At 71.4% G+C, this 22297-nt stretch carries 18 protein-coding genes and 1 tRNA gene; 5 read left to right on the top strand and 14 right to left on the bottom strand.

Going from position 1 to position 22297, the window contains the following annotated elements; all coding sequences use genetic code 11:
• The first annotated feature begins 43 nt into the window (after positions 1-43).
• From ACIQAC_RS24060 to ACIQAC_RS24050, 3 genes are all read left to right on the top strand, one after another.
• On the top strand, positions 44-1015 hold the full coding sequence (locus ACIQAC_RS24060) for a glycine betaine ABC transporter substrate-binding protein (protein WP_402194040.1): 972 nt from the start codon (positions 44-46) through the stop codon (positions 1013-1015).
• Positions 1016-1105: 90 nt separating this feature from the next.
• Positions 1106-1690 carry an ArsR/SmtB family transcription factor gene (locus tag ACIQAC_RS24055; RefSeq protein ID WP_402194039.1) on the top strand — a complete coding sequence of 195 codons (585 nt, stop codon included), beginning with the start codon at positions 1106-1108 and terminating at the stop codon, positions 1688-1690.
• Between the two features lie 15 nt (positions 1691-1705).
• Positions 1706-1894, top strand: a complete 189-nt coding sequence (locus ACIQAC_RS24050) for a hypothetical protein (RefSeq protein ID WP_402194038.1) — start codon at positions 1706-1708, stop codon at positions 1892-1894.
• 17 nt (positions 1895-1911) lie between these two features.
• Here the strand turns inward: ACIQAC_RS24050 and ACIQAC_RS24045 are convergent, their stop codons facing one another.
• The 4 genes from ACIQAC_RS24045 to ACIQAC_RS24030 all read right to left on the bottom strand — a co-directional run bounded on the left by ACIQAC_RS24045 (position 1912) and on the right by ACIQAC_RS24030 (position 7626).
• Complete coding sequence (locus ACIQAC_RS24045) at positions 1912-2703, bottom strand: S16 family serine protease (RefSeq protein WP_402194037.1); 792 nt, start codon at positions 2701-2703, stop codon at positions 1912-1914.
• 407 nt (positions 2704-3110) lie between these two features.
• Positions 3111-3752: an IclR family transcriptional regulator gene (locus ACIQAC_RS24040; RefSeq protein WP_402194035.1), complete on the bottom strand. Its 642-nt coding sequence runs from the start codon at positions 3750-3752 to the stop codon at positions 3111-3113.
• A gap of 406 nt (positions 3753-4158) precedes the next feature.
• Complete coding sequence (locus ACIQAC_RS24035) at positions 4159-5970, bottom strand: DEAD/DEAH box helicase (protein WP_402194034.1); 1812 nt, start codon at positions 5968-5970, stop codon at positions 4159-4161.
• A gap of 159 nt (positions 5971-6129) precedes the next feature.
• On the bottom strand, positions 6130-7626 hold the full coding sequence (locus tag ACIQAC_RS24030) for an MFS transporter (protein ID WP_402194033.1): 1497 nt from the start codon (positions 7624-7626) through the stop codon (positions 6130-6132).
• A 192-nt stretch (positions 7627-7818) separates the two neighbouring features.
• On the opposite strand from ACIQAC_RS24030, the gene ACIQAC_RS24025 reads away from it, so the two are divergent.
• Positions 7819-7893: transfer RNA gene (locus ACIQAC_RS24025), tRNA-Cys, on the top strand.
• A 43-nt stretch (positions 7894-7936) separates the two neighbouring features.
• Here ACIQAC_RS24025 and ACIQAC_RS24020 read toward each other — a convergent pair.
• The 10 genes from ACIQAC_RS24020 to ACIQAC_RS23975 all read right to left on the bottom strand — a co-directional run bounded on the left by ACIQAC_RS24020 (position 7937) and on the right by ACIQAC_RS23975 (position 20535).
• Positions 7937-9115, bottom strand: coding sequence for an SUKH-4 family immunity protein (locus tag ACIQAC_RS24020; RefSeq protein ID WP_402194031.1), 1179 nt, complete (start codon positions 9113-9115; stop codon positions 7937-7939).
• A 308-nt stretch (positions 9116-9423) separates the two neighbouring features.
• Complete coding sequence (locus tag ACIQAC_RS24015; protein ID WP_402194030.1) at positions 9424-11730, bottom strand: xanthine dehydrogenase family protein molybdopterin-binding subunit; 2307 nt, start codon at positions 11728-11730, stop codon at positions 9424-9426.
• On the bottom strand, positions 11727-13349 hold the full coding sequence (locus ACIQAC_RS24010) for a 2Fe-2S iron-sulfur cluster-binding protein (protein WP_402194028.1): 1623 nt from the start codon (positions 13347-13349) through the stop codon (positions 11727-11729). The genes ACIQAC_RS24015 and ACIQAC_RS24010 overlap by 4 nt, the downstream gene beginning before the upstream one ends.
• Positions 13346-14239: an FAD binding domain-containing protein gene (locus ACIQAC_RS24005; protein WP_402194027.1), complete on the bottom strand. Its 894-nt coding sequence runs from the start codon at positions 14237-14239 to the stop codon at positions 13346-13348. The genes ACIQAC_RS24010 and ACIQAC_RS24005 overlap by 4 nt, the downstream gene beginning before the upstream one ends.
• A 354-nt stretch (positions 14240-14593) precedes the next feature.
• On the bottom strand, positions 14594-16222 hold the full coding sequence (locus ACIQAC_RS24000) for a beta-N-acetylhexosaminidase (protein WP_402194466.1): 1629 nt from the start codon (positions 16220-16222) through the stop codon (positions 14594-14596).
• Between the two features lie 10 nt (positions 16223-16232).
• The gene (locus tag ACIQAC_RS23995) at positions 16233-17078 is read right to left on the bottom strand and encodes a carbohydrate ABC transporter permease (RefSeq protein WP_402194025.1); all 846 of its coding nucleotides are present in this window, start codon (positions 17076-17078) and stop codon (positions 16233-16235) included.
• Positions 17075-17998, bottom strand: coding sequence for a carbohydrate ABC transporter permease (locus ACIQAC_RS23990; protein ID WP_402194023.1), 924 nt, complete (start codon positions 17996-17998; stop codon positions 17075-17077). Before ACIQAC_RS23990 ends, ACIQAC_RS23995 begins: the two co-directional genes overlap by 4 nt.
• A 56-nt stretch (positions 17999-18054) precedes the next feature.
• Positions 18055-19353 (bottom strand): extracellular solute-binding protein, encoded by a 1299-nt coding sequence (locus ACIQAC_RS23985; RefSeq protein ID WP_402194022.1) that lies wholly within the window; start codon positions 19351-19353, stop codon positions 18055-18057.
• Between the two features lie 241 nt (positions 19354-19594).
• Positions 19595-19888 (bottom strand): DUF3039 domain-containing protein, encoded by a 294-nt coding sequence (locus tag ACIQAC_RS23980; RefSeq protein WP_402194021.1) that lies wholly within the window; start codon positions 19886-19888, stop codon positions 19595-19597.
• 74 nt (positions 19889-19962) lie between these two features.
• The gene (locus ACIQAC_RS23975; RefSeq protein ID WP_402194464.1) at positions 19963-20535 is read right to left on the bottom strand and encodes a YqgE/AlgH family protein; all 573 of its coding nucleotides are present in this window, start codon (positions 20533-20535) and stop codon (positions 19963-19965) included.
• Positions 20536-20786: 251 nt separating this feature from the next.
• Between ACIQAC_RS23975 and murA the strand changes: the two genes are divergently transcribed.
• Complete coding sequence (murA, locus tag ACIQAC_RS23970; protein ID WP_402194019.1) at positions 20787-22133, top strand: UDP-N-acetylglucosamine 1-carboxyvinyltransferase; 1347 nt, start codon at positions 20787-20789, stop codon at positions 22131-22133.
• Positions 22134-22297: the final 164 nt, after the last annotated feature.

The raw sequence follows: 22297 nt of genomic DNA, 5'->3' as shown, positions 1-22297 counted from the left end.
AACTGGGGCCATGCGGGCCGGAGACGGGGACATGGGACGGCGGATGCGACGGCGGACGTGTCTGGTGCTTGCGGGCGGACTGCTGGTGACGAGCGCGGCCGGATGCGGGCTGACGAGCGGGTCGCCGATGGTGGACGACGTACAGCCGGGCTCGGTCGGCAGGGGCGAGCCGCTCAAGGGCGCCGAACTGACCGTGACGTCCAAGGAGTTCACCGAGCAGCTGATCCTCGGCGCGATCATGGGCATCGCCTTCGAGGCGGCCGGCGCGGAGGTGCTCGACCGCACCGGCATCCAGGGCTCCATCGGCGCCCGCGAGGCCGTCAAGAAGGGCGAGGCGGACGGGATGTACGAGTACACCGGCACCGCCTGGATCACGTACCTCGGCAACGCCAAGCCCATCGCCGACCCGATCAAGCAGTGGGAGGCGGTCCGGGACGCGGACCTCGAGAACGGCCTCACCTGGCTGCCGCCGGCCCCGCTCAACAACACGTACGCGCTCGCCATGAACCAGTCCAACTACCGGAAGTACCGGACGAAGACCCTCTCCGACGTGGCCGCGCTGTCCCAGCGGGATCCGGGCGCGGTGACGCTGTGCGTGGAGGGCGAGTTCGCCAACCGCGCGGACGGGCTGCCGGGCATGGAGAAGGCGTACGGGATGGACATCCCGGCGGGCGACGTCACACAGATGGACACCGGGATCATCTACACGCAGGCCGCGAAGGGCACCTGCGTGTACGGCGAGGTGTTCACCACCGACGGGCGCATCAAGTCCATGAACCTGGCCGTGATGGCCGACAACCTGAAGTTCTTCCCGAACTACAACGCGGCGCCCGAGATCAACACCAAGGCCCTGAAGAAGTGGCCCGCCATCGCGGACATCCTCGCCCCCATCACGAAGAAGCTGACGAACGACGTGGCGCAGACACTGAACGCGCGGGTGGACGTGGACGGGGAGGACGCGCACGAGGTGGCGCTGGACTGGCTGAAGGACGAGGGGTTCGTGCGGGCGGGGTGAGGGGCGCCGGGCTGACTCGACCCGGCTTCCAAAGGGTTCCTTGCAAAGAAGTACTTGCAAGGATTTCTTTGCAACGTTATCTTTGTACGTATGGAGGAACCCAGGACCCCCGAGGTCCACACACTCGACGCCCGTTCCCTGCGCGGGCTGGCGCATCCGCTGCGTATGCAGCTGCTGGACACCCTGCGCCTCGGCGGTCCGGCGACGGCTTCCCAACTCGCCGAGAAACTGGGCGAGTCGAGCGGCGCGACCAGCTATCACCTCCGGCAGCTCGCCGCCTACGGGTTCGTCGAGGACGACCCGGAGCGGGGCAAGGGCCGCGAGCGGTGGTGGAAGGCGGCCGTGAAGGGGCTGCACTTCGACGACGAGCTGTTCAACGACCCGAACCCCGCCGTGCGCGGCGCCGCCGACCTGTATCTGCACGAGGTCGCCACCGCCCAGGGACGGGAGCTGTCGACCTGGATCGGCAACCGGGAGCAGTGGTCACCGGAGTGGGTGCGCAGTACGGACCTCAGCAGCATGACGCTCCGGCTCACACCGGAACTCACGCTCGAACTCATCCGGAAGATGCACGACCTCGTCGACACCTACCGCGACCTGGAGCACGTCGAGGACGCCCCCGGCGTCGAGACGGTCCGCGTCCACACGCACGCCTTCCCGCTCAACACCGACTGAGAGAGGCACGCTCCGATGACGCACCCCGAGACCCATCTCGCCCTGCACCACGCCCGTGCCGCCGACCTCCACGCGGAAGCGGACGCGTACCGGCTCGCGGTGGCCGTCCGGCAGCCGCGCGCCCTGCGGACCCGGGTCGGCTGGACCCTCGTGGAAGTGGGACTGCGGATGGCGAACCCGGCGCGGCCGGTGCTCGCGCGGTAGGGCGGGCCGGGGCCGGGTCAGCAGCTCGGGACCGAGCCCGCGCCCGTCGACAGGGCCGTGAGGGAGTCGATGGCGCCGTCCAGAGTCGTCACCGGGATCAGGCGCAGGCCCTTGGGGAGTTCGGACCGGGCGTCCGAGCACTCGGCCTTCGGGACCAGGAAGACCGTGGCGCCGTCGCGGTGCGCGGCCTGGGTCTTCAGGGCCACGCCGCCCACGGCACCGACCTTGCCGTCGGCGCTGATCGTGCCCGTACCGGCGATGGTCCTTCCACCCGTGAGGTCGCCGCCGCTGCCGTCACCGTCGAGCTTGTCGACGATGCCGAGGGAGAAGAGCAGGCCGGCGCTGGGGCCGCCGACGTCGGCGAGCTTCAGGGTGACCTTGACGTCCTTCGCGTCGAGATCGAGCTGGGACAGGGCGGCCTCGGTCGCGACGTCCTGGGACTCCTGCATCTGCTCGGCGTTGTACTCCTCGATCTCCTTCACGCTGTCCCCGCTCGGGTAGACCGAGTCGCGGGGCATCACGGCGCGGTCGGTACGGAACCAGCTGTCGAGTACGTCGCCGAGTCCGACCTTCGCGTCCGGGCCGGTCGCCTCGATCGTCGTCATCCGCAGCTGGCCGGAGGTGTCCCGGACGGGGGCGCCGGAGATGGTGATCACCGGGTCGCCGCGGTTCTCGCCGAGCACGTTCGCCGTCATGCCGGGCTGCGCCACCGAGAACGGCAGCGGCGCGAACACCGCGGTGGCGATCAGTGCCACGACGGGCAGAGCGCAGACGGCGAGGGCCCGGGGGCGTGTGAGACGAGAGAGCACAGGATCAATCTAACGGCGTCCACTCCAAACCCCTCCGCCGGGCGCCACCCCAGACACACCACACGGCTCCGCCGTCCCCCACCCCAGGCGCCACCGGACGACTGCGCCGGCCACCACCCCCAGGGGCCACCGGACGGCTGCGTCGACCACCACCCCCAGGGGCCACCGGACGGCTGCATCGGCCACCACCCCCAGGGGCGCGGGGAACTGCGCGACAAGCCCCCACCGACCCGCACCCACCCCCGGCGCCCACCACCACCCCCCAGGGGCGCGGGGAACTGCGCGACAAGCCCCCACCGACCCGCACCCACCCCCGTCGGCCACCACCCCCAGGGGCGCGGGGAACTGCGCGACCGACCCCCACCGACCCGCACCCGGCCGATCCCGCGCCAGCCGCACGCAGGGGCTCAGCGCAGAGCCTCCGCCACCTCTCTCGCCGCATCCACCACACGGAGCCCCACGCGTTCCGGCACGGCGTCCGAGAGCATAACGACGCCGACACTCCCCTCAACGCCCGTGACACCCAGAAGCGGCGCGGCAGCGCCACTCGCGCCGGCCTCCAACTCCCCGTGCGCCAGCGTGTACCCGGGATCCTCCGTCGGCTGCTGCCGGGCGGCGAGAATCGCCTTGCCCGCGGCACCACGGTCCAGCGAGTGACGGAACCCGGCGCGATAAGCCACGTGGTAGTCGGTCCACGTCGGCTCCACCACCGCGACGGCCAGCGCATCCGCGCCGTCCACCAGCGTCAGATGCGCCGTCGCCCCTATGTCCTCGGCCAGCGAGCGCAGGGCGGGCAGCGCCGCCTCCCGTACCAGCGGATGCACCTGGCGGCCCAGCCCCAGCACACCGAGCCCCACGCGGGCCCGCCCGCCCAGGTCACGGCGGACCAGCGCGTGCTGCTCCAGCGTGGCGAGCAAGCGGTACACAACCGTCCGGTTGACGCCCAGCTTGTTGGAGAGTTCGGTGACGGTCAGCCCGTGGTCCGTGTCGGCCAGCAGTTTGAGGACGCGCAGTCCCCGGTCGAGCGTCTGAGAGGTCTCCGCGGTCACGACGCCCACTCCTTCGTGGTGAGGCCGGCAGCCTCGTCGCGGCGGATGCGTCGCCGAGTCCCGTCAGCGACGCTCGTCAGAGGCTGCCGATCGGCTGACGGCCCGGCCGGTCGTCCGGGCCCAGTCGCTTCACGGCTGCGCTCCGCGGCGGCGCTGCCACGGGGCGTGTGCGTAGCGGGACAGTAGCGAGCCGGTCCGCTCAGCGGAAGGCTCCGTCCAGAATCCGGGCACAGCCGGACGCGGACACTCCCCTTCGTCCCGATATATACGGCGCACACAGCGCCCGATCAGGGACGCGGCGCCACGCGACGCCGTGATGTGCACGCCGACAAGGGGCGCGGGGAACTGCGCGACCAGCCCCCACCGGCCCGCAGGCGGGACTCCCCCCACCCCGGAGCCCCCGGCGTCACTTCATCCGCGTAGCCCACTCCTGCACCTTGGCGATCCGCTGCCGCAACTGCCCCGCGGTGGCCTCCGCGCTGGGCGGCCCCCCACACACCCGCCGCAGCTCGGTGTGAATGACCCCGTGCGGCTTCCCCGTCTGGTGGACGTACGCGCCGACCATGTTGTTGAGCTGCCGCCGCAGTTCCATCAGCTCCTTGTGGCTGACGACCGGCCGCCGCTCGGCCGGCATCTCCAGAAGGTCCGCCTCCTCGGCCGGCTTCTTGCGGCTGTGCGCGATCTGCCGGTCCTGCCGCTTCTGCAACAGCAGCTGCACCTGGTCCGGCTCAAGGAGCCCGGGAATGCCGAGGTAGTCCTGCTCCTCCTCGCTCCCGGGGTGGGCCTGCATCCCGAACTCGGCGCCGTTGTAGGTGACCCGGTCGAAGACGGCGTCGGACTCCAGCGCCTCGAAGGGCAGCATGTCCTGGTCGCCGGTGTCCTCGTCCTGCTCCCGCTCGGCCTCCTGGAGAAGCTTGTCCTCCTCGGCGTACGGGTCCTCCTCGCCGTCCTTCTTCGGCTTGTCGAGCACATGGTCGCGCTCGCGTTCCATCTCGCCGGCGAAGCCGAGCAGATCCGGCACGGTCGGCAGGAACACGGACGCGGTCTCACCGCGCCTGCGGGACCGCACAAAACGGCCCACGGCCTGCGCGAAGAACAGCGGGGTCGAGATCGTCGTCGCGTACACCCCGACCGCGAGCCGCGGCACGTCGACGCCCTCGGACACCATCCGGACCGCGACCATCCACCGGTCGGTGTTCTGGCTGAACTCGTCGATCCGGTCGGACGCGCCCGAGTCGTCGGACAGCACCACGGTCGCGCTGCTGCCGGTGATGTCCCGGATCAGCTTGGCGTACGACCGCGCGGAGTCCTGGTCGGACGCGATGACCAGCGCGCCGGCGTCCGGGATGGCCTTGCGGACCTCGGTCAGCCGCTGGTCGGCGGCGCGCAGCACGGCCGGCATCCACTCGCCGCGCGCGTCCAGCGCCGTACGCCACGCCTGGCTGATCGCGTCCTTGGTCATCGGCTCGCCGAGCCGCGCCTCGATCTCGTCGCCGGCCTTGGTGCGCCAGCGCATGTTGCCGCTGTAGGAGAGGAAGATGACGGGCCGCACGACGCCGTCGGCGAGCGCGGGGCCGTAGCCGTAGCTGTAGTCGGCGGAGGACCGCCGGATCCCGTCGCCGCCCTCCTCGTACGCCACGAAGGGGATGGGGTTGGTGTCGGAGCGGAACGGCGTACCGGTCAGCGCGAGCCTGCGGGTGGCCGGTTCGAACGCCTCCAGGCAGGCCTCGCCCCACGACTTGGAGTCACCGGCGTGGTGGATCTCGTCGAGGATGACGAGCGTCTTGCGCTGCTCGACCCGGTTGCGGTGCAGCATCGGGCGGACGCCGACGCCCGCGTAGGTGATCGCGACGCCGTGGTAGTCCTTGCTGAGCGGCCCGGCGCTGTACTCCGGATCCAGCCTGATCCCTATCCGCGCGGCCGCCTCCGCCCACTGCTTCTTCAGATGCTCGGTCGGCGCGACCACGGTCACCTGCTGCACGACGTGGTGGTGCAGCAGCCAGGACGCCAGTGTCAGCGCGAAGGTCGTCTTGCCGGCGCCGGGGGTGGCGACCGCCAGGAAGTCGCGCGGCTGCTCCTGGATGTACTTCTCCATCGCACCCTGCTGCCAGGCGCGCAGCTTGCTTGCGGTGCCCCAGGGGGCGCGGCCCGGGAAGGCGGGCGAGAGGTGATGGGAGGAAGACGGCGAGGAGGCAGAGGAAGCGGCGGTGGTAGTCACGGTCTCCGGGGGGTGGTCGGGCGGCTGTTCGATACGACCCTGAGGTCGGCTACGTATGACAACCGGGCCACCCTACCGGCGGCCTCCTCGGTCAACGCGTGAACAATGCCGGGTCGCCCGTGGGTGGGACCCACATCACAACCGGCCGCCCACCGGCGCTCACTTGGCCACGGCGGCCCGCACCCGCGTGGTGACCCATGCCCCCACCAGCGCGACCGCCGCCATCGGCAGGAACACCGCCGCGAACGCCGCCGGGTGCGAGCCGGAGGCCTCGGTCGCCGTGTGGGTCACCGTGCCGCCGCCGAGCGCGGCGAAGGCGGCGCCGCCGACGGCGAGCAGGAGGACGTTGGAGAGGCCGTCGGAGATCTGGAGGGAGGCGGAGTTGGTGCCGGCCTCGCTCGGGGCGGAGAGGTGGAGCAGCAGGACGCTGGTGGAGGAGATCACCAGGCCCATGCCGAGACAGCCGAAGCCCCACGCCACGGCGACGATCCACACCGGTACGGCGTCGATCAGCACACTCGGCGCCGTCGCGATCGCCGCGGCGACCAGGACCATACCGAAGGTCATCAACGGCTGCCGGTACCGCTCAAGGCGGGGCCGTGACTGCACCCATGACCCGAGCGCCCAGGTGCCGCCGCCCGCCGCCAGCGAGAACCCGGCCAGCGTCGGACTGAGCCCGCGCTGGGTGACGAGCATCAGCGGTACGAAGGACTCGGCCGCGATGAAGGATCCGGCGGCCACACCGCGCAGCAGCACCACCGACGGCAGTCCGCGCGCCGCCCGGTAGGTGCCGCGGGGCAGCAGCCCGAGGACGGCCGGTACCAGCAGCGCGACGCCCGCGACGCCGGGGACCAGCGAGAACCAGCGCAGGTCCTGCGCCGCGTACTGGAGCAGGCCCGCGCCGAGCGAGATGCCGAACGCCAGCCGGATCCGGCGCCGGTCCAACGACGGACGCTCCTTCCCGGGAGCGGCGTCCGTTCCTACGGGGCCCGCCGCCCGCCGGCGTATCTGCGGCAGGGCGAGTGCGAGCGGCAGGGCGACCAGGACGGGGATGCCGAGGAAGACCCAGCGCCAGCCGAGCTGCTCGGTCACCGCGCCCGCCGCGAGCGGTCCCACGATCGAGGGCACCACCCAGCTCGCCGCGAACGCGGCCATGATCGCGGGGCGCAGCCGTTCCGGGTAGACGCGGCCCACCACGACGTACAGCCCCACGATGACGAGGCCGCCGCCGAGGCCCTGCACGGCCCGGCCGAGGATGAACAGCCACATCGCGCCGGCCGTCCCCGCGAGCAGCAGCCCCACGGCGAACGACGCGACCCCCGCCGTCACCGGCCCGAACGGCCCGCGCCGGTCCGACCACTGCCCGGCGAGCACCATCCCGAACAGACTCGTCGTGTAGTACCCCGAGAACGCGAACGCGTACAGCGACACCCCGTCCAGCTCCCGGGCCGCAACCGGCATCGCCGTCCCAACCGCTGTCGCCTCGAAGGCGATCAGCAGCACCACGGAGACGATCCCCAGACTGAGCGCCCGATAGGACCGGCTCAACACGGTCTCCTCCGTCCGGGCAACGGGCTCACCGTGCTCGCCGGACGGACTACCTGCGGTCTCTGGGACATGTGCGACTTCGGTGTCGCGCGGCTCGGGGGTCGTCATGCCCGCCAGCGTAAGGGCCACAGCCCCGCTTTACCCCTGTCGAGAGACCCCCTCCCCCTCAGACCTTCGTCGTACGACCACCGCCCGCCGGCCCCGTTCCTTGTGAACGCCACATGGCAGTCCCGTTGCAGCCCCGCCGATCCCCTTGAGCCCCGCCTTCCCCCGCCCTACGGTCATTCCATCTCCACCAGCGACCGTGTGCCCGAGTGGTTCAGGGGCTCGCCTGCAAAGCGAGTTACGTGGGTTCGAATCCCGCCACGGTCTCCAGATCTTTTCGCGCCCCCCGTCGACGCCGGGGGGCGCGCGGCGTTCAGAGGACGCCCGCTGTCTCGTTCTGGAAGAGGCGGGTCCAGTAGTGCCAGTCGACCGGGCGGTGGGGGGAACCCGTGGGGTCGACGGATCTCAGGACGCGGATCATCGTGGCGGCCAGCTGGTCGTAGGCGTCCGTGGTGAGTTCGTGGTCCAGCTCGCGGTCGATGGCCCGCTCGCGGTGCAGCAGCCAGAGGGTGAAGGCGAGGGTGGAGACGTCCGTGTTCAGCGGGTGGAGTGTTGCGTCCCGCTCGCTCCACTCGAGGACCTCGCCGGTCGCGCCGTCCACGAGCAGGCTGTGGCCCTCGACGAGGTGGCCGAGGCGGATCAGCTGGGCGGCACGGTCCGGGAGCGGGAGGGCCGGCCGGACGTCGGTGCAGTCCTCGTCGCCGTAGTACTCGGCGAGGGTGGGCAGCGGGACGTCCGTGTCCAGGGAGAGCAGTGTGCCGTTCTCCGGGAGGCCCGTCTCACGCAGGAAGCGGCGGGTCGGCTCGTGGGTGAGCGTGGCGGGGAAGTCGACGTCCTCGAACCGCGCCACCCGCCCAGGGCCGAACTCCCGGTCCAGCAGCCGCTGCGGAAGGTCCAGCGCCAGCCCCGAGCCGGTACCCGGACCGGCCACCAGGGCCAGCGGGCGGATCAGCGCCGCCATCTTCCAGTACGGCGGCACGGCGCCGTCCGCGCCCTCCTCGAACACGGCGAGGAGCTGCCGTGAGGCCTCCGCGGCGGCCTTGGTGCCGGACCGCCCGGCGTAGGCCGCGAACTGGCCGCGCAGCTCCGCCAGTTCCTCCGTGGCCGCCGCGAACGACACCAGCGCGCGCAGCGAGGGGGCGAGCGGGCGGCTGTCCATCAGATCGGGTCGGTCGTACAGGAAGTAGGCCGTGGAGACCGCGCCGGTCGCGCCGTCGAGCAGGACCGACTCGCCCTGGATGCCGTCGGGGGTGAGCAGGCCGCCTATCACCAGCCGGTCGCGCAGCTCGGCCGTGAGGGTGTCGGCGTCGCCGGTGGAGTCGGCGACCGTGCGCAGGCCGTCCGCGCGCAGGGTCTCGAACGTCAACAGGTCGCCGGTGCCCGGCAGTCCGGGGCCCGTCAGCCAGTCACGGGTGGGCGCGTGGGTGATGTAGGAGTTCAGGTCGTCCTCGGTCAGGGTGATCGCCGCGGTGATGGCGCCGGTCGTGCTCATAGCTCCCCCGTGCATGGTTGTCAGGGGCCGGTCCGCCCGCCCGCTCCGTCGGCCGTCCCCACTGCTCAGCACACTACGCGGTGCCACTGACAATGGGCCTTGACCTGCACGGACGCGGATAACGACGCCTGCTTCGCCGGGCCCGCCCCCCGTCCGTTCCCGGGTAGGGGGAACAGACGCCTGCGCCCGGCGTCGAACCAGAGATGAAGTGGTCCGGCCACCCAAGCAGACGTCTGAAACGCCCCAACGGTTGCCGAATCTCCCTCGATTACCTCAAGTCCCACTGGAGCCGGAGTCGTCGGCTCCGGTCACTGCCCGGTGACGACCGCGGCCTGCGGCCGGATGGGCAGCCGGTTCACGGGCCGTCCCGTCGCCGCCCGGACGGCCGACGCGATCGCCGCCGGTGACGTCACGACCGGTACCGCGCTGACCGCCTTCGCGCCGAACGGGGCGACCACGTCCCGCTCCTCGACGAGTTTCACGATCCGGATGTCGGGGGCGTCGAGCGCCGTCGGCAGCGCGTACCCGGTGAGGTCGGGGTGGCGGATCGTGCCGCGCGGAGTGCGCAGGTTCTCGGTGAGCGCGATACCGACGCCCTGGGTGACACCGGCCTCGATCCGCGCGGCGAGCTGCGCCGGGTTCAGGATCCGCCCCACGTCCTGGGCGACCGCCAGCTCCACGACCCGTACCGAGCCGAGTTCGATGTCGACGTCCACCACCGCGCGGACCGCGCAGAAGGCGAGCCCGACATAGGCGTCGCCCTGGCCGGCCGCGTCGAGGGGTTCGGTGGGGTGCGGGCGGCACTGCGCGGTGGCCCACAGTTCCTTGCCGTCCAGGGCCTCACTGACCGTCGTGGACAGGACACCGTCGTACGACGTGATCTTGCCGTCGGCGATCTGGAGCAGCTCGGTCGACATGCCGAACTTGTGCGCGAGCGGCTGGAGGAGCTGCGTACGGACCATCTTCGCGGCGCGTTCGACGGCGCCGCCGGAGACCCAGGTGTGGCGGCCGCGGCAGCCGGCGCCGGCCGGCGGCTGGTCGGTGTCGACCGGGGCCACGTGCACCTCGTCGACGCCGAGGGTCTCCTGGACGATCTGCCGCGCGAGGGTGGTGAAGCCCTGGCCGGTCTCGACGGCCGCGCACAGGACGGTCGCGACACCGTCCTGGACCTTCACGGTCGCCGTGGAGACCTCGTCGGCGCCCTCGGCGCCCAGCATGTGCACCATGCCCAGGCCGTAGCCCACGCCCCGGCGCACGGCGCCCGGTTCGCCCGCGCCCTCGGGGCCGCCGGGGAGCAGCCACTCGTCCTCGGGCGTGTCCTTGGGCAGCGCGGGCAGCGGGAAGTCGCGTACCGCCTGGAGGAGTTCGGCGACCGGCGCCGGGCAGGTCACGGTCTGGCCGATGGGCAGCACGTCGCCGGTGGCGAGGGCGTTCTGGAGGCGCAGTTCGGCCGGGTCGACGCCGAGCTTCTTGGCCAGCTTGTCCATCTGCGCCTCGTAGGCGGCGCAGACCTGCATGGCGCCTTCGCCGCGGACGTGGCCGGAGGGCGGGTTGTTGGTGCGTACGGCCCAGCCCTCGATGGAGGCGTGCGGGACGACGTAGGGGCCGCAGGCGAAGGAGACGGCGGCGGCCAGGGCCTCCGCGGAGGTGTCGGCGTAGGCGCCCGCGTCGAGCAGGATCTGTGCCTCGACCTTGACGAGCCGGCCCTCGGTGTCCGCGTGGTGGCGGTACCGGAGCAGCGTCGGGTGCCGGTGCACATGGCCCAGGAAGGACTCCTCGCGCGTGGCGGTGAGTTTGACCGGGCAGCCGGTCTTGAGGGCGAGCAGACCGAGCGGCAGCTGGAAGCCCTGGTCCTCGCGGTCGGCGGTGGCGCCGGGCACACCGGTGACGACGATCTTCACGCGCTCGGGCTCGATGCCGTAGCAGGCGGCGGCCGCGTTGCGGTCGTTGTGCGGGTCGGTGGAGGCGAGGTACAGCTCCACACCGCCGTCGGGTCTGGGCACGGCGAGGCCGGCCTCGGCGCCGATCGGGGCCGGGTCCTGGCGGCCGATGCGGTAGAGGCCCTCGACGACGATCTCGCCGGTCGCGTCGGGGTCGCCGTGGCGCAGCGGGATGTGGCGGATGAGGTTGCCGTCGGGGTGCAGCGGTTCGGCCTCGAAGGCCTGCTCCGGGTCGGTGACGGCGTCGAGGACCTCGTACTCGACGATGACGGCGGCGGCGGCCATCCGCGCGGTGTCGGGGTGGTCGGCGGCGACGGCGGCGATGGGCTCGCCGTGGTGGCGCACGACCTCGGAGGCGAAGACCGGGCGGTCGGCCTTGCCGCGGCCGTGCAGCGGGGTGCCGGGCACGTCCTCGTGGGTGATCACGGCCCGTACGCCGGGCATCTCGCGCGCGTGGGTGGTGTCGATGGAGACGATGCGCGCGTGCGGGTGCGGTGCGCGCAGTACGGCCGCCCACAGCAGGCCCTCGGCCCACAGGTCGGCCGCGTAGGGGAAGGTGCCCTCGGTCTTCGCGCGTGCGTCGGCGGGGGCGAGCGACGCGCCGAGGCCGTGCGGGATCGGCTCGGCGGCGGGAACGGCCTCCGCCGTCGTCGCGGTGGCGGCTTCGTTGCTCACGCCTGGCCTCCGTCCTGTCCCGGGCCCGGTCGGAACGCCTGGTCATGGCCCTGGGTTCTGGGTGACTCGAACGCCGACGGGTTGACCCCTCCGGCTCCGGGGCCCGCCTGATGAGGAATACGCGGCTCGTCGCCGTTGTGTTCGGCGTTTCCCGCGGTGCTGGTCGCCGAGCGTTCGGCGACGACGTCCTTGACGGCGTCCACGACGCCCCGGTAGCCGGAGCACCGGCACAGGTTGCCGCAGAGCGCCTGGCGGGTCTCCAGCTCGGTGGGCGCGGGGTTGCCCTCCAGCAGGTCGTGCACGGTCATCGCCATGCCGGGCACGCAGAAGCCGCACTGCACGGCACCGCACTTGGCGAGCGCGCGCTGGACGTCGGAGGGCTGTCCGTCGGTGGCCAGGCCCTCGACGGTGCGCACCTCGCTGCCGGCGGCGGTGACCGCGGGCACCAGGCAGGAGGCGACGAGCCGGCCGTCGACCTGGACGTTGCAGGCGCCGCACTCGCCCTGTGAGCAGCCGTCCTTGGCGCCCGCGAGGCCGAGCCGCTCGCGCAGCACGTAGAGCAGCGACTCGCCGATCCAGGCGTCGGTAACGGGCCGGTCGGCGCCGTTGACGCGGAGCACGTAGGACGCGAGGGGGTGGTCGTCGTGCGGGGGTGTGGGCGCCTCGACGGGGGTGCCGGAAGCGTCCGGAGTGCCCGGATCGTCCTCGCCGTCGGGGGCGTTGGACCCGTCGGATCCTTCGCCGCCGTCCGGGACGGGCTCGGCAACGGGCTCTACGTCCGTCTCGGGCGCCGCGGAGAGCGCCGTCGGCCGGGACTCCCCCGCGGGCTCCTCCGAGGGCTCTGCGGGCCCCTCAGTGGCCTCGTGCGGCTCCTGAGCCACTCCGTGCGACCCGTTGACGCCCGGAGGGGCGGCCGGCGCCTCCGCTGGGAGGGCACCCGGCGCGGCGGACAGGTCGGGCGCCTCGGGTGCCGGGGCCCAGGACTCGCCCGCGCCGCCCTCGGTCGCCCACGGCGCGGCGGCGCCGCCCGGCAGCGTGGCCGGCGGTGTGCCGCCCCACTGCTCGACCAGGGACGACGTGGTGAACTCGCCCGATTCATCCGGAAGATCACCATTGGCGACGGGGATCGACCACTGGCCGGTCACGTCGTGACCCGGCGCCGGAGCGACCGCCCCCGCCGCGGCGTCCTCGAAGTTCCACTGCCCGGTGGCGCCCGGGTTGTACGCGAAGTGCTCGGGCCGGCCGATGTCGTGGTGCCCGGTGTCGTGGTGACCCGTGTGGTGCTGCCCGGTGTCGTGGTGACCCGTGTCGTGCCCGCCCGCGTTGTGCCGGCCGCCGTCCTGGCGGCCCGTGTCGTGCGGCACGGCGTCCGGCGCCGGCCACTGCGCGCCGTCGGCCGGGGCGGTGGACCAGGTGCCGTTCGCGGCCGGGTCGGCCGGCGGGGCGGGCGCTATGGGCGGCGGCACATAGCCGTGTCCGGGCGCGGCGAGCAGCGCGTCGATGCCGCCCTCGGGCAGCTTCACGAACGCCGTGGCGCCGTCGTCGTACTCGCCCTGGGGCAGCGGGTCCCAGCGCCCCGCGCCCTGGGGGGCGCCCTCTCCGTGCTGGTCGTCGGTCACGACAGTGCCCTCCCCAGTGCTCGTCGGGCCAGCGCGGCGACGGTGCGGCGCAAGTGCAGTACGGCGGGCGGAAGCTGCGGTACGGAGCCGTCCTCGGCCGGCGCCGGGTCGGGGATGCAGGCCGCGGCGACGTACTCGCCGAAGGCGCTCAGCGCCTCGGGCACGAGCGCGCGGTCGTTGTCCCAGTCGATGAGCTGCGCGACCCACTGCTCGGCGTCCAGCGGGCGCAGCGGCATCGGCGCTATGGCGCCGACGGCGCACCGCACTCCGCGCCGGGCGGGGTCGAGGACGAGCGCAACGGAGGCGACGGCGCGCCCGGGTCCCGTACGGCCCGTGGCCTTCAGGAAGACCTGCGGCGCGTGCAGCAGCGGCACGCGCACGAAGCCGATGAGTTCTCCCGCGCGGAGCATCTCCACGCCGGCCAGCAGGTGCGACACCGGGATCTCCCGGCGGGCGCCGCCCGGACCGGCGATGACCAGGGCCGCCTCCAGGGCCGCGAGGACCGGGAGCGCGTCACCGGTGGGCGACGCCGAGGCGATGTTGCCGCCCAGGGTGCCCGCGTTGCGGATGTGCGGGGGGCCCGCCGCGCGGGCGGCCGCCGCGAGGGCCGGGATGAGGGCGGCGAAGTCGGGGCGGCCCATGCGCGCGTGCGTGAGACCGGCGCCGAGCAGGGCGTGGCCGTCCTGGTACTGCCAGCCGCGGATCTCGCTGATCCGGCCGAGGCCGACGAGCGCGGCGGGGCGGAGCTGACCGGAGTTGATCGCGGTCATGAAGTCGGTGCCGCCCGCGACGGGCACGGCGGCGGGCATGGCGGTGAGCGCCGCCACGGCCTCGTCCAGAGTCGTGGGCAGCGTGACGGCCTGCGCCGCCTGCGGTGCGTGCGTGCTCAAACCGGCTGCCCCTTCCCGCTGCCCCACCTGGTCCCACCTGTGCTGCCGTACGGTACGTGCTGACAGGGCGGACGTGGCAACTCTGGCACATCATCGCAGGACCCGAACGCGGGGGTCCGCTAGGAGGCATTCGCCCACCTCGCCGGGGAGATGGTCCGGTTTCGCACGGCATTACCCGTGCGCACCGATTGGCACTCTTCGGTGATGGTCGGCGGTTTTCTCCCGCTTGTTCGGGACGGGCACGCGCGCGAAGGCGCGCGCCGGCGAACTGCCCGACACGCGCCCCACGACAGGCGACCCACAACAGGCGTCACCGCCCGGCCGCCACGGCACAGGCCGTCACCGCCCGGACTGTCACCGCCTCGGCGGCGCCCCCTCGATCGGCCGCCCCAGCACACCCGGCCGCTGCTGCCACGGCTTGGGTCCGGTCGGCGGCCGGTAGGCGACACCGAGGGCGTCAAGTCGCCGGTAGTGCGTGGCCATCCGGCCCTCGAAGTCCTCGAAGTCCCGCTCCGCCGGGGCCGGAAGCGCGCTCCAGGCGACCTCGGCGAAGGCGGCGAGCCGCGGGAACGTCTGGTAGTCCACCCGCGCGATGTCCTCCATCACCTCGGTCCAGACGTTGGCCTGGGTGCCCAGCACCCGCTCCGCCTCCTCCGGCGTCAACTCCCCCGGAACGGGCTCGAAGCGGTAGACGTCCTCCAGGGTGCGGACGAAGCCGATCGGCACGGGCTCGTCCGGGCCGCCGTGCTGACGGTGGTCCAGATACACGTGCTGCTCGGGGCACATGACGACGTCGTGGCCCGCGCGCGCGGCGGCGATCCCGCCGCCGTAGCCGCGCCACGAGGAGACCGCGGCGCCCTCGGCGAGCCCGCCCTCCAGGATCTCGTCCCAGCCGATGAGCCGGCGCCCGCGATCGGCGAGCCACTTGTCGAAGTGGCGGATGAACCAGGACTGGAGCCCGTCCTCGTCACCGAGCCCGAGTTCGCCTATGCGGCCCTGCGCGACCTCCGACTTCTGCCACTGGTCGCGCTTGCATTCGTCGCCGCCCACGTGGATGAACTCCCCGGGGAACAGGTCGAGCACTTCCTCGAACACCCCCTCGTAGAAGCCAAGGGTGTTGTCAGTGGGGGCGAGTACGTTCTCGGAGACGCCCCAACTGTCCCAGACCGAGAGGGAGGCGGTGTCGATGACGTCGGTGTTGCCGAGTTCCGGATACGCGGTGATGGCGGCCTGCGAGTGCCCCGGTACGTCGATTTCGGGGACGACCGAGATATGCCGCTCGGCGGCGTAGGCGACGATCTCGCGGATGTCGTCCTGGGTGTAGAAGCCGCCGTGCGGCTTGTCCTCCCACAGCGGCGAGGCCCGGTGGCCGAATTTCGTGCGCGACCGCCAGGAGCCGACCTCGGTCAGCCTGGGGTACCGCTTGATCTCGACGCGCCAGCCCTGGTCGTCCGTCAAGTGGAAGTGGAAGACGTTGAGTTTGTGCGCGGCCATCAGGTCCAGATAGCGCAGCACGCCTTCCTTGGACATGAAGTGCCGGGCGACGTCCAGCATGAGACCGCGCCAGCGGAAGCGGGGCGCGTCCTCGATCCCGACCAGCGGCAGCCGCCACTGACGGCCGGGCAGCGCGGCGCGCCGGAAGGCGTCCGGGCCGAGCAGTTGCCGTAGCGACTGGGCGCCCCAGAAGAGTCCGGCCTGGCCGCCGCCGACCAGGTCCACCCCGGTCGGGGTGACCGTCAGCCGGTAGCCCTCGGGGCCGAGTTCGGCGCCGACGGCCGGGTCCACGGACAGCCGGACCACGCCGTCCTGTGTGGCCGGCGCCTGGGGGAACGGCAGTCCGGTGGCCGCGCCCAGCACGGACCGCAGCCAGCGTTCCGTGCTCTCGGCGCCCTCGGCGGCGGCCAGTCCGGTGGCCGGGCCCAGCTCCAGGAAGCCGGTCCCGGTCTCCGTCACCCGCGCCGGGCCGGGAATCAGATCCGTCAGAGAAGTCACGTCAGTCCTTTACCGCTCCGCCCAGTCCGGAGACCAGGCGCCGCTGTACGAGTACGAAGAAGACCAGCACCGGAATCGTCATCACCGTGGAGGCCGCCATCACGCCTCCCCAGTCGGGGTCGTCGGGTTTGTAGAAGACCAGCAGGGCCATCGGAAGGGTCGATTGGGAGGTGTCACTGATGATGAAGGAGCGGGCGAACAGGAAGTCGTTCCAGGTCGAGATGAAGGAGAACACACTGGTCGCCACGAGGCCCGGGAAGACCAGGGGGAAAAGGATCTGCCACATGAATCGTGCCCGGCTCGCCCCGTCGAGATACGCGGCCTCCTCCAGCGCCTCCGGCACGGCTTTCACGAACCCCCGCAGCATCCAGATCGCGAAGGGCAGCGAGAAGGCGATGTGGGGCAGGACCAGCGACCCCAGCGTGTTCAGCAGGTTGAAGTCCCGCATGAGGAAGAACAGCGGGATCGTGAGGGCCTCGATCGGCACCATCTGGGCCACCAGGAACATGATCAGCAGGGTGGTCCGGAAGCGGAACCGGAATCGGGTCACGGCGGTCGCCGCGAGGAACGCGATGAGCGCGGAAACGATCACGACCGTGCCCGCGACGACCAGACTGTTGACGAAATACCGGCCGAATTCCTGCTGTCCGAACACCCGCCGGAAGGAATCCAGGGAGGGGTCCAGCGTCCAGGGCCTGGGCCGGGACGACTCGATCTCGCCGGCCGGTTTGAAGGCGCTGAGCACCATCCAGTACAGCGGGAAGGCGACGACCACGGCGATCAGCAGCGCCGACAGCTCGGCCGCCAGCCGCCAGGGACGTCGTACGAGGGAACGCAGCACGGTCACAGTTCCTCCCCCTGCCGGCGCAGCAGCCGCAGGTACACCAGCGTCACGGCGAGCAGGATCAGCAGCATCACGATGCCGATCGCCGAGCCGAGGCTGTACTGCGAGGACGAGAACGCCTGTTGGTAGGCGTAGACGTTGAGGACCATGTTCTGGCCCGCGATGCCGCCGCCGTTCGTCATGACGTAGATCTGGGTGAAGACCTTGAAGTCCCAGATCACGGACTGGATGGTGACGATCACCAGGATCGGCCGGAGCATCGGCGCCATGATCGAGCGCCAGATCCGCCACTGCGAGGCGCCGTCGAGCGCGGCGGCCTCCAGCACCTCGGTGGAGATGGAGCGGATCCCGGCGTAGACGGTGACCATCACGAACGGGAAGGAGCACCAGACCACTTCGAGCAGGACGAGGAAGAAGGCGCTGAACCGCCCGTACGTCCAGGAGTGGTCGCCGAGCCCCAGGATCCGGTTGACCGGGCCGAAGTCCGGGTCGAACAGCAGCAGCCAGACCGTGGATCCGGTGACCGCGGGCGTCGCCCACGCCCCCAGCGCGGCCAGCATCAGCGCCAGCCGCGGCAGGGCCCGCACCCGCGTCAGCAGCACGGCCAGCGCACAGCCCACGGCAAGGGTGGACACCACACAGGCGGCGGCGAAGACCACGGTCGCGGCCAGCACCTGCCAGAATTGCTCGTCACGGAACAGTTCGGCGTAGTTCCCGAACCCCTTGAAGGTGGTCGGCTCCCCACCACTGACCTGAGCCTGCGTGTACTCCAGGAACGAGATCAGCCCAAGCTGGTAGATGGGGTAGACGAGCAGCCCCGCAAGCACCACAAGCGCGGGAGCAACATAGATCCAGGGCACCCACGTGGACCCCCGCCCAGGCGCACCCCGGGAGGGGCGCGGGGAACTGCGCGAAGTACCCACGACTGCCCGCACCCGCCCGCGCTCAGTACCCCCCGCCTTGGTCGGCGCAACCCCCGTCACCCGGCGGAGCCAAACGCGTCGTCCATCTTCGCGGCAGCGTCCCCCGCGGCGGCGGCCACGTCCTTCTTGCCGCTGACGATCTCCTGGAACATCGTCGGCAGCACCAGCGACGCGTCGATCTGCGCCCACGCGGGCGACGCCGGCACAAACCTGGTCTCGGCGCCGAGCGTCTCGACGAACGGCTCGACGAAGGAGTCCTTCTCCGCGGCCTCGTCCCGCACGTCGGCGTAGGTCGGCAGGAAGCCCATGGCGTCGAAGAGTTCGCCCTGGGTCTTCTTCGAGGCGAGCTGCTGCATGAGGTCGACGGCGAGCGTGCGGTGCGAGGTGCTCTTCAGGACCCCGATGTTGTTGCCGCCGGCGAAGGCCGGTGCGATCGAACCGGACTCGACACCGGGCAGCGGCACCACCGCGTACTTGCCCTTCACGGACCCGGCCTCGACGGCCTGGTGGCTGAAGTCGCCGCCGATCGCCATGGCCGCCTTGCCGGAGGCGAACGCGGTGACGGTGTCGTTGCCGCCCATGCCCGCGCACTTGGCGGCCGGACAGTTGTCGTCGCCGAACAGGGAGGTGTAGGCCTTGATGCCCTTCTGGGCGTCGGCGCTGTCGATCGCGGAGGCGAACGACGTGCCCTTGCCGGTGGCGAGTTCACCGCCGTTGGCCCAGATGAACGGCATCGCGCCGTACGTGTAGGCGCCGCCGACGGCTATGCCGTACAGGTCGGGCTTGGCGGCGTGGATCTCCTTGGCGGTGGAGATCAACTCGGCCTGCGTCTTGGGTGCCTTCAGGCCGAGTTCGTCGAAGACGTCGGTGCGGTAGTACAGCGCGCGGACGCCGACGAAGAAGGGGGCGCCGTAGACCTTTCCGTCGACGGTGACCGACTGGCGGGCCGTGGGGTCGGAGTCCTTGGCCTCGTCCCAGGCGTTGAAGTCGGCCGTGACGTCGGCGAGTCCGCCGTCCTTCACATAGCCGGCGGTGTCGGTGTTGCCGTACTCGATGACGTCGGGGGCGCTCTTCGGGTCGTTGAAGGCGGCCTTGATGCGCTGGGCCCGGGTCTCGACGGGGATGTACTCGACGGAGACCTTGGTGTCCTCGTGCGCTTTCTGGAAGTCGTCGATCACTGACTCGACGACTTGTTCCTTGGGTTTGTTGTTGACCTCCTGGAAGAGCCAGACCCGCAGGGTTCCGGTCTTCTCGTCCTCACCGGAGGAGGAGTTGTCGGAGGTCGAGGGGGCGCAGGCGGCGGTGAGCAGAAGCGCCGGGGCGAGCAGGGCGGCCATACGGACGGACAACTTCATGGAGTACTCCTCCGAACGGTGTTGCAACATGCGCAATGACGGTTTCGCTGTGCACAACACTGCGGAGGCTAAGGAGTTGATGAACGGGCCCACAAGAGGTCTCAACCACTCTGTGACCGGGTGACGCACTCCATGCAACGGAGAGGGGGGAGCAAACGGAGAGAGGACACCAAAAGGCACAAAGGCCCCCGGAGCGTGTCGGAACACACCTCGGAGGCCTGCGCGAGTTCTCTCCCGGCGGCTACTTCTTGTCGCCGCCCTTGCCGCCCTTGCCCTGGTCGCCGCCGGCGCCCATGGACTCGTAGATCTCCTTGCACATCGGGCAGACCGGGTACTTCTTCGGATCGCGGCCCGGCACCCAGACCTTGCCGCACAGCGCCACGACGGGGGTCCCGTCGAGGGCGCTCGCCATGATCTTGTCCTTCTGGACGTAGTGGGCGAAGCGCTCGTGGTCGCCGTCACCGTGGGAGGTCTGCGGCGTCGGCTCTACGAGGGTCCCCGTACCAGTCCCGCGCTCGGGCTCAAGAGTGCTCATAAAACCAAGAGTACTGAAGCTCACATCGATCAGTTCGGCGAAGGGTCGCCGATCAGTTCAGGGAGCGTGGCCGATCAGTTCAGCGACGGGTCGTCGGCGTACGTGGCCACCATCGCCAGCTCGCTGCGCTGGCGGCGCAGCACCTCCCGCCAGAGGCGTTCGGGCTCCGGGGAGGAGACGTCGCCGGGCTCGGACTCCACCACGTACCAGGCGCCCTCGACCAGCTCGTCCTCCAGCTGACCCGGGCCCCATCCGGCGTACCCGGCGAAGATTCTCAGTGAACCGAGCGCGGCGGCGAGCAGCTCCGGCGGGGCCTCCAGATCGACCAGGCCGATCGCGCCGTGCACCCGCCGCCAGCCGAGCGGGGCGCGCTCGGTCGACGCGCCGCCGGGGATGACGGCGACCCCCAGCGCGGAGTCCAGCGAGACCGGGCCGCCCTGGAAGACGACCCCCGGCTCGCCGGCGAAGTCCGCCCAGGCCTCCAGGATGTCGCCGACCCCCACGGGCGTCGGGCGGTTGAGGACGACACCGAGCGAGCCCTCCTCGTCGTGGTCGAGGAGCAGCACCACCGCGCGGTCGAAGTTCGGGTCCGCCAGGGCGGGCGTGGCCACGAGCAGCCGCCCTGTGAGCGAGGACACCTCGGTCATGGCAGACATGATCCCGCATCTTGCCGTCACGTGTGGAGGCAATGGGGGGACGCGAGGCGACGCAGGCCAGGGCGGAGAGAAGCATCCCGGGCGCACGGACGGGCCGGTGACCCCATGTGCCCGATTGGGAGCGGTTCGTGTTGTGACACAGCTATGACAGGGCTGAGCCGTCCTTGGGCTTACAGGAGGGGGGTCGACGGCGATTACTCTTGCTCTCCGGCCCCACCCGAACTCCACGGAACGCGAGATTCATGACCGTCAACGGCGCTGATGACGTACTGCTGGTCCACGGCGGAACCCCGCTCGAGGGCGAGATCCGTGTCCGCGGTGCGAAGAACCTCGTACCGAAGGCGATGGTCGCCGCCCTCCTGGGCGGTGGCCCGAGCAGACTGCGCAATGTTCCGGACATCCGTGATGTGCGGGTGGTCCGCGGGCTGCTCCAGCTGCACGGGGTGACGGTCCGTCCGGGCGAGGAGCCCGGCGAACTCGTCCTGGACCCGACGCACGTCGAGAGCGCGAACGTCGCCGACATCGACGCGCACGCGGGTTCGTCCCGGATCCCGATCCTGTTCTGCGGCCCCCTGCTGCACCGGCTCGGCCACGCCTTCATCCCGGGCCTCGGCGGCTGCGACATCGGCGGCCGGCCCATCGACTTCCACTTCGACGTGCTGCGGCAGTTCGGCGCGACGATCGAGAAGCGGGCCGACGGGCAGTACCTGGAGGCTCCGCAGCGGCTGCGCGGCACGAAGATCCGGCTGCCGTACCCGTCCGTCGGCGCCACCGAGCAGGTGCTGCTGACGGCCGTCCTCGCGGAGGGCGTCACCGAGCTCTCGAACGCGGCGGTGGAGCCGGAGATCGAGGACCTCATCTGCGTCCTTCAGAAGATGGGCGCCATCATCGCGATGGACACCGACCGCACGATCCGCGTCACCGGTGTGGACAAGCTCGGCGGTTACGACCACGGGGCCCTGCCGGACCGCCTGGAGGCCGCCTCGTGGGCGTCCGCGGCGCTGGCGACCGAGGGCAACATCTACGTCCGTGGCGCCCAGCAGCGCTCGATGATGACGTTCCTGAACACCTACCGGAAGGTGGGCGGTGCCTTCCAGATCGACGACGGGGGCATCCGCTTCTGGCACCCGGGCGGCCAGTTGAAGTCCATCGCGCTGGAGACGGACGTGCACCCGGGCTTCCAGACCGACTGGCAGCAGCCGCTGGTGGTCGCGCTGACCCAGGCGACGGGCCTGTCCATCATCCACGAGACGGTCTACGAGTCCCGCCTCGGATTCACCTCCGCACTCAACCAGATGGGTGCGCACATCCAGCTCTACCGCGAGTGCCTCGGCGGCTCGAACTGCCGCTTCGGCCAGCGCAACTTCCTCCATTCGGCGGTGGTCTCCGGGCCCACCCGGCTCCAGGGAGCCGACCTGGTCATCCCCGACCTGCGCGGCGGTTTCTCCTACCTGATCGCCGCCCTCGCGGCCCAGGGCACCAGCCGAGTCCACGGCATCGACCTCATCAACCGCGGCTACGAGAACTTCATGGAGAAGTTGATGGAGCTCGGCGCCAAGGTCGAACTCCCCGGCAAAACACTGGGCTGACATTCCGTAAGCAAACACGCCGATGGGGCGCCTCCCCGAACTCGGGAGGCGCCCCATCGGCATTCACTGCAACGCCCTGGAAGGGGCGCGGGGAACTGCGCGACCGGCCCACGACGGACCGGCAGCCGCCAACGGCGTAGAGCCGCGACGGCGGTAGCGCGACC

The organism is Streptomyces sp. NPDC088387 (genome assembly GCF_044753385.1).
Taxonomy (GTDB): Bacteria; Actinomycetota; Actinomycetes; order Streptomycetales; family Streptomycetaceae; genus Streptomyces.
This window is presented reverse-complemented; position numbering and strand designations above follow the sequence as displayed.